We start from the raw sequence: 6885 nt of genomic DNA on the forward strand, positions 1-6885 counted from the left end.
GATGCTGCAAAATCACATAACCTTGCACTTCTTTCTCTACTACTTCATCCGATTGGTAGATATGCTCTACACTACAGTCTATTACATCGGTTATTTGGTGGCGGTATTTGCTGAGCCTCAATAGCGATTGGTGGAAGTTGCCGTTTAGTATAGCGTCTTCATTTTCTATAAAAATCTCGGTAGCATCTTGCACTAAAGCACCGATAGCCACTGCCCTCAGATAAGCTATGCGCTCTTCTTTGGTCTGTAGTTTGGCGTATTTGTCGCTATGTATTCTATCCGATATGATGCCCCCCATATATTCTAAGGCTACCTCTTCGCTGATAAGTCCTAAATTAATACCATCTTCAAAATCGATAATGGTATAGCATATATCATCAGCAGCTTCTACTAAAAACGCTAGCGGGTGGCGTGCATATCGCAGTTCGCCCTGTTGGCTGGTAGAGATAAGCCCTAAAGTATCAGCTACTTCCTTAAAAAATGCTTTATCACCCTGAAAAAAGCCGTATTTCTTGTCGGCTATATTTTTAGTAGGTCGTATAGGTAGCGATTCTTTAGGATATTTGGTAAAAGCTCCCAGAGTAGCATAGGTCAAGCGTAATCCTCCCTCTACTCCCAACCGCGATTCGTTTACAATTCTAAAACCGTTGGCATTACCCTCAAAATTGCATAGGTCGGCATACTCTACTTCTGTCAGTAGATGTTTAATAGCAGTGCCTTTTTTGAATTGAAAGAACTCACCTATAGCCTTTTCACCACTATGTCCAAAGGGCGGATTACCGATGTCGTGTGCTACCGAAGCTGCTGCGATAATAGCGCCAAAATCGTTGGTTTGGTAGCCTAAATCACGTAGATGAGGGTACTTCGTTAGTAGGTGTTTTCCTACGGCACGCCCTAAGCTGCGCCCTACTACCGATACCTCTATACTATGGGTCAGACGCGTGTGTACAAAGCCCATTTTAGAAAGCGGAATCACCTGTGTTTTGTCTTGCAGACTCCTAAAGGCACTCGAAAAGACCACGCGGTCGTAGTCCATATCAAAGCTCAAGCGCGTTTCATCTTCATTAATACGTAGTCTTGTAGCAGTATCGCCGTATTTATTAAGCGAAAGTAGTTTTTCCCAAATCATATTTTTTTATTTATAAAGATAAAGGCTGAATCTATAAAGACTCAGCCCTAATTTTTTTAAAGTCTAACAGACAATATCTATTAGAAGTATGCGTTAAGAGTTGCAGAAAGAACTCCTAAACCATTTGCATTACCGATGTTAAAGTTTATTCTATTGTTGCTGTCGTTGCTAGCATATTCTAAACCTACACCATAAGTGTATTGAGCACCAAGAGCTACTTTAGGGAAGATAAAGTATTCAACTCCTGCAAAACCTTGTGCACCAATTCCAAATCCGAATTGTTTTTTAGCAGGAGAAACTAAACCTACTAAACCATCTACACCGTAGTAACCTTGTAGGCGAGTAGTACCTTTTCTCCACTCTTTACCATAGCCAGCTACTAAACCAAAACTGCTAGTACCATCAACGTCTTTTTGTTTTTCGAAGTTGAAGTTAAAGCTTGCTGTGTAGCGAGTTGCGGTGTTGTCAGTATCAAACTTTTTACCTACAAAAGTAATTACTGAAGCAGTAGAAGAAAATACGCCAGTACCAAAGTTAAGAACTCTTTGTCCTTCAAAAAGATCTGCAGAGCTGTTACCAGTGTTGCCATTGAAAGCATTACCAACATATCTCAAAGCATTACCTGCATTGAAACCAATAGACCAATCTCCTTGTTTTGGAAGATATTGTTCTCCTTTAGAAGATACTAAATTTTGTGCTGATACAGCACCAAAAGCAAAAACTGCTACTAATGATAAAATGATTTTTTTCATCGTAATTATGTTTTTTTAATTATTATAAGGCAAAGGTATACTTTTTTAGCATAACTACCAAATTTTTTCAGTATTTTTTTTCTTTTTAATAGGCCTTAGCAAACAGAACTCTTTTCTTTGAAGGCTTACCAGAGTACATACATACGCCACTTTCTTCTTTAGCATCTAAAGGAATACATCTGATAGTAGCCTTAGTTTCTTCTTTTATTTTAGCTTCTGTTTCAGCAGTGCCGTCCCAGTGAGCTGCAAAAAAGCCGCCTTTGGTTTCTAACAGTTCTTTGAACTCTTCGTATGAGTTCACTTCTGTTATATGGCTGTCGCGGTAGGCTAAAGCTCTTTTGTACAAATTCTCTTGTATCTCTTTTAATAATTGAGCAATGTGTGCTATGATGTCATCTCCGCTTACGGTTTCTTTAGTTAGGGTGTCGCGTCTCGCTACTTCAAAGGTGTTATTTTCTAAATCGCGTTGCCCTACCGCTAAGCGTACAGGTACACCTTTTAGTTCGTATTCGTGAAACTTAAACCCTGGCGATTGAGTATCGCGGTCGTCAAACTTCACACTAATACCTTGCTTTCTGAGAGCCTCCATTAGCGGACTGATGCGCTCTCTTACACTTTCTAATTGTGCGGCTCCTTTGTAGATAGGTACGATTACTACCTGTATAGGCGCTAAGTTAGGAGGCAATACCAAACCGTTGTCATCGCTATGGGTCATAATAAGGGCACCCATCAAGCGGGTCGATACTCCCCAAGAGCTTGCCCATACATATTCTTGCTTACCGTCTTTGGTAGCGTATTTCACATCAAAAGCCTTAGCAAAGTTTTGTCCTAAGAAGTGCGAAGTGCCGGCTTGTAGGGCTTTGCCGTCTTGCATCATCGCTTCTATACAATAGGTTTCGTCAGCACCGGCAAAACGCTCGGTTTCTGTTTTAAACCCTCTGATTACAGGTACAGCCATAAAGTTTTCTACAAAGTTGGCATATACATTCATCATTCTTTCCGATTCTTCTATAGCCTCTTCTTTAGTAGCGTGGGCAGTGTGCCCTTCTTGCCATAAAAACTCTGCTGTGCGCAGGAATAGGCGCGTACGCATTTCCCAGCGCACCACGTTTGCCCATTGGTTGATAAGGATAGGTAGGTCGCGGTATGACTGTATCCAGTTTTTGTACGTACTCCAGATGATAGATTCTGAGGTAGGGCGCACTATTAGCTCCTCTTCCAATTTTGCTTCAGGATCTACTATTAGCTTCCCTTTTTCATTGGGGTCAGTTTTTAGTCGGTAGTGGGTTACTACCGCGCATTCTTTAGCAAAACCTTCAGCGTTCTTTTCTTCTGCCTCAAAATAGCTTTTAGGTATAAATATAGGGAAATAAGCATTAGTATGCCCTGTTTCTTTAAACATTCTGTCGAGTTCGGCTTGCATTTTTTCCCATATAGCATAGCCGTAAGGCTTAATTACCATACAGCCGCGCACGCCAGAACTCTCTGCCAAATCGGCTTTTACTACCAATTCGTTATACCATTTCGAATAGTCTTCACTTCTTGATGTTAGATTCTTACTCATATATTATTTTGTACTCTTTTTATTAGTTTTTGTTGCTTGCCTCTTCGCTGCTTTCTTAGTAGCAGAGGTGCTTTTGTGGTGGTAGTAGTGCAGGCATTCATCTATGTAAAAATCGTGCTGATTTCTAATAAGCCCCGCTACATTGTTGTTAAACCATATTTCAGCCAAGCTCGCCTTCAGGTGTTTAGCTATCTCATTGCTGTTCTTGCCAAAATTTAGGTTGATGCGCCTGTTTCTTAAGAATTTAGCAAAGGCCATTAGCATCTCTTTCGGCACTTTATAGTCGGTTATAAAGTATGCCTTGTGGGGCTTGCTGTTTAGCGATGGGTGACTGTCTAAATACTCAAACAGAAAGAAATTGGTCAGTCCTGAGCGCAGCACTTCATTTACCAAATAGCTTTCGGGCTTCATATCTATAGGCACATATACATCGGGGTAAATACCGCCTCCGCCATATACTACTTTTCCCTTAGGGGTGGTAAATTTCAGCGAGTCAGGCACGGTAGCATTGTCTATCTGAAAACTCCCTCGCTGGTGTCCCAAACCGTAAGGCTTCTGTATAGACCGCCCTGTAGGAGTGTAATAGCGCGCAGTGGTTAGCCGTACTGCCGACCCATCAGGTAGAGGCATTTCGCTCTGTACTAATCCTTTCCCAAAGGTGCGTCTGCCTACTATCACACCTCGGTCGTTGTCTTGTAGCGCTCCTGCTACTATCTCGCTGGCTGAGGCAGTGTTTTCATTTACCAATATAAACACGGGCTTATCTTCAAATAGCCCCCCTTCAGTAGAGAAGGTTTCTTCTATCTCTTTGCGGTTGTTTTTGGTAAACACTATCATTTTGTTTTTAGGCAAAAACTCATCGGCTATTTGTATACCTACATTTAGGAATCCTCCGCTATTGTTGCGCAAGTCAAGTATAAGGCTGTTTACCCCTTCTTTTTCAAGAGCTTTAAGGGCGGTCGAAAATTCGTTGTAGGTAGTCTCGGCAAACCGGTTCATTCGTATATACCCCAGCGTATCGTTCACTTTGTAGAAGCAATCTATACTTTTTATAGGTATAAATTTCCGCTCAATAGGAATTCTGAAAATACTGTCTTTGCTCTTTCGGTATATGGTCAGGTCTACTTTCGAGTCCATTTTCCCCTTCAGTATATTCTTTATCTTATCGGTGCTTAGCCGTTTCTTAAAGAGGGTATCTTTGTTAGCCATCAGTATGCGGTCGCCAAAACGGATACCTTTCTTCATAGCATCACTTCCTTCTATAGGTCTGATAACGGCAATCGTATCTTTATACATATAGAAACTGATGCCTACCCCTACAAATTTACCACTCATCGTCTCGGCTACTTCTTGTATATCTGTTTTCGAGATGTAGGTAGAGTGGGGGTCTAACTTTCGCAATATACTATTGATGGTCAGGTCTACTATACTATCGGTATTTACATTATCCACATAATCCTCCTCTATATAGTCTATCAGCCGTCCGAGTTTTACCTTATAAGGATTTTCGGGCACGGTGTCTATATCGCTGATAGGGAAGGGGAGGGGTGGTGGCGGTTTCGGAATATAAAAATTAGCTAACTGCCGTCCCAAGATAATCCCTATCGCCAAGGTTATGCCGATAATAGTAGGGAGTATGTAGAGTTTGTTTTTCATTTAAATGCTATTATTTGCCAAAGGCGGTGATACCTTTTCTGAGCCATTTGTAAAACTCATCAGCATCATCGGTATCGGGGGTATACCCTATAGGGGCTACTAAATTTTCGCCCTCGTGGTTCATCAGCACATAAAAAGGCTGTGTGTTAGCTTTGTATTTCAGAGTCTGAAACTCACTCCATTTCTGACCTATAGTCTTAATGAGTTTGCCTTCTCTTATTTGTGAAGGTTTTATTTCACTCTCTGGCAGCGGACGTTTGTCATCTACGTATAGCGAGATAAGTACTACTTCGTTTTTGAGTATCTCTAACACTTGCGGCTTAGGCCATACGTTTTGCTCCATACGTCGGCAGTTTACGCACGACCAGCCTGTGAAATCTAATAGTACCGGCTTATTTTGTTGTTTAGCGTAGGCCAATCCTTTGTCGTAATCGTCAAAGGTTATGATGTTATGAGGCTTAAATAGGTGGGCTCCTTCAGGTAGCGCGCCTTCTTCTACCCCAACGGCTCCTTTACCTACTCCATATGGCGATTCGCTATAGTGTTGTGGAGGTGGAAAAGCGTTGATAAGGTTCAGAGGGGCACCCCATAACCCTGGTATCATATAAATAGTGAAACTCAAAGTGAGTAGCCCCAAAATGAGTCGCCCTACTGATATGCGGTCAGAAGCATCATCGTGTGGCAAACGTATTTTTCCAAATAAGTATAACGAAAGGGCGCCAAATATAGCTATCCAAATAGCGATAAATACTTCGCGTTCTATCCAGTGGTATTGTACCACTAAGTCAGCATTCGATAAGAATTTAAATGCCAATGCCAATTCCAAAAAGCCCAATACTACTTTCACAGTGTTCATCCAACCGCCTGATTTGGGGAGTGATTGCAACCACCCTGGGAAAGCCGCAAATAGTGCAAAAGGCAAGGCTATGGCTAATGAAAACCCAAACATTCCCATAATAGGGGCGATGCCCCCTTGCGAGGCTGCTTGTACTAATAAAGAACCAACTATAGGCCCTGTGCACGAGAAAGATACAATGGCTAAGGCCAGTGCCATAAAGAAGATACCTACAAAACCACTGCGATCGGCTTGGGCATCAATCTTAGTACTCCACGAGCTGGGTAGGGTGATTTCAAAAGCACCTAAAAATGAGATAGAAAAAACTACTAAAATAAGGAAGAATATAAGGTTAAACAAAAAGCTACTTGAAAATGCGTTTAGCACATCAGCTCCAAAAATAGCAGTTACTACCGTGCCTAATAATACGTAAATCACGATAATAGAAATACCATAAGTTATCGCATTTCTGATGCCCTTAGCCTTTGTTTTACTTTGTTTAGTAAAGTAGCTCACTGTCATTGGTATCATCGGGAATACGCAAGGGGTCAGTAGAGCTGCAAAACCAGCTAAAAACGATAAAAAGAATATCGTCCAAATACCTTGATTGTGAATAGGGGTAGGGTTTATTGCCTCTGTTTTAGTTTCGCTTACAGTCGTAGCAGGCGCTGCGTTATTGTCTGCTGGCGGATTGTTAAAGGTGAATTGTGGGCTAACACCTGCGGAGGCAGCGGCATTATCTGTTAGTTCAAATACCAAATCTACTGTATCTGGGGGCGAGCAGTTGTTGTCATTACAACTCATAAATTCTACGCTCCCTTTGATGCTTGTAGCTGCCTTATTAAGCAGTTTTATGTGTTGTTTAAATACCGCTTGGTTGTGGAAATAAGAAATCTCCATATTAAACACTTTGTCGTGCTTCAGTATAGGGGTCGATTCTTCGGTCTTC

Annotated in this window: 5 protein-coding genes; all 5 read right to left on the reverse strand. The window is 41.6% G+C overall.

Going from position 1 to position 6885, the window contains the following annotated elements:
• A partial coding sequence (gene dgt, locus HMPREF9074_RS01255) for a dGTP triphosphohydrolase (protein WP_034539405.1) occupies positions 1-1129 on the reverse strand: 1129 nt, incomplete at its 3' end.
• 80 nt (positions 1130-1209) lie between these two features.
• Entirely contained in the window at positions 1210-1881 is a 672-nt protein-coding gene (locus HMPREF9074_RS01260) for a hypothetical protein (RefSeq protein WP_009388555.1), read from the reverse strand.
• Positions 1882-1966: 85 nt separating this feature from the next.
• Entirely contained in the window at positions 1967-3445 is a 1479-nt protein-coding gene (proS, locus tag HMPREF9074_RS01265; protein ID WP_009388554.1) for a proline--tRNA ligase, read from the reverse strand.
• 3 nt (positions 3446-3448) lie between these two features.
• Positions 3449-5101, reverse strand: a complete 1653-nt coding sequence (locus HMPREF9074_RS01270; RefSeq protein ID WP_009388553.1) for a S41 family peptidase — start codon at positions 5099-5101, stop codon at positions 3449-3451.
• Positions 5102-5111: 10 nt separating this feature from the next.
• Positions 5112-6885 (reverse strand): protein-disulfide reductase DsbD family protein (locus HMPREF9074_RS01275; protein WP_034539410.1); only part of this gene is annotated, 1774 nt, incomplete at its 5' end.

The sequence above is a fragment of the Capnocytophaga sp. oral taxon 329 str. F0087 genome (genome assembly GCF_000213295.2).
Classification (GTDB): domain Bacteria; phylum Bacteroidota; class Bacteroidia; order Flavobacteriales; family Flavobacteriaceae; genus Capnocytophaga; species Capnocytophaga leadbetteri_A.

What these genes read in the sequence shown, in the direction of transcription:
- HMPREF9074_RS01260 (WP_009388555.1), bottom strand. Translation starts at nt 1,881, where the DNA reads ATGAAAAAAATCATTTTATCATTAGTAGCAGTTTTTGCTTTTGGTGCT.
- proS (WP_009388554.1), bottom strand. Translation starts at nt 3,445, where the DNA reads ATGAGTAAGAATCTAACATCAAGAAGTGAAGACTATTCGAAATGGTAT.
- HMPREF9074_RS01270 (WP_009388553.1), bottom strand. Translation starts at nt 5,101, where the DNA reads ATGAAAAACAAACTCTACATACTCCCTACTATTATCGGCATAACCTTG.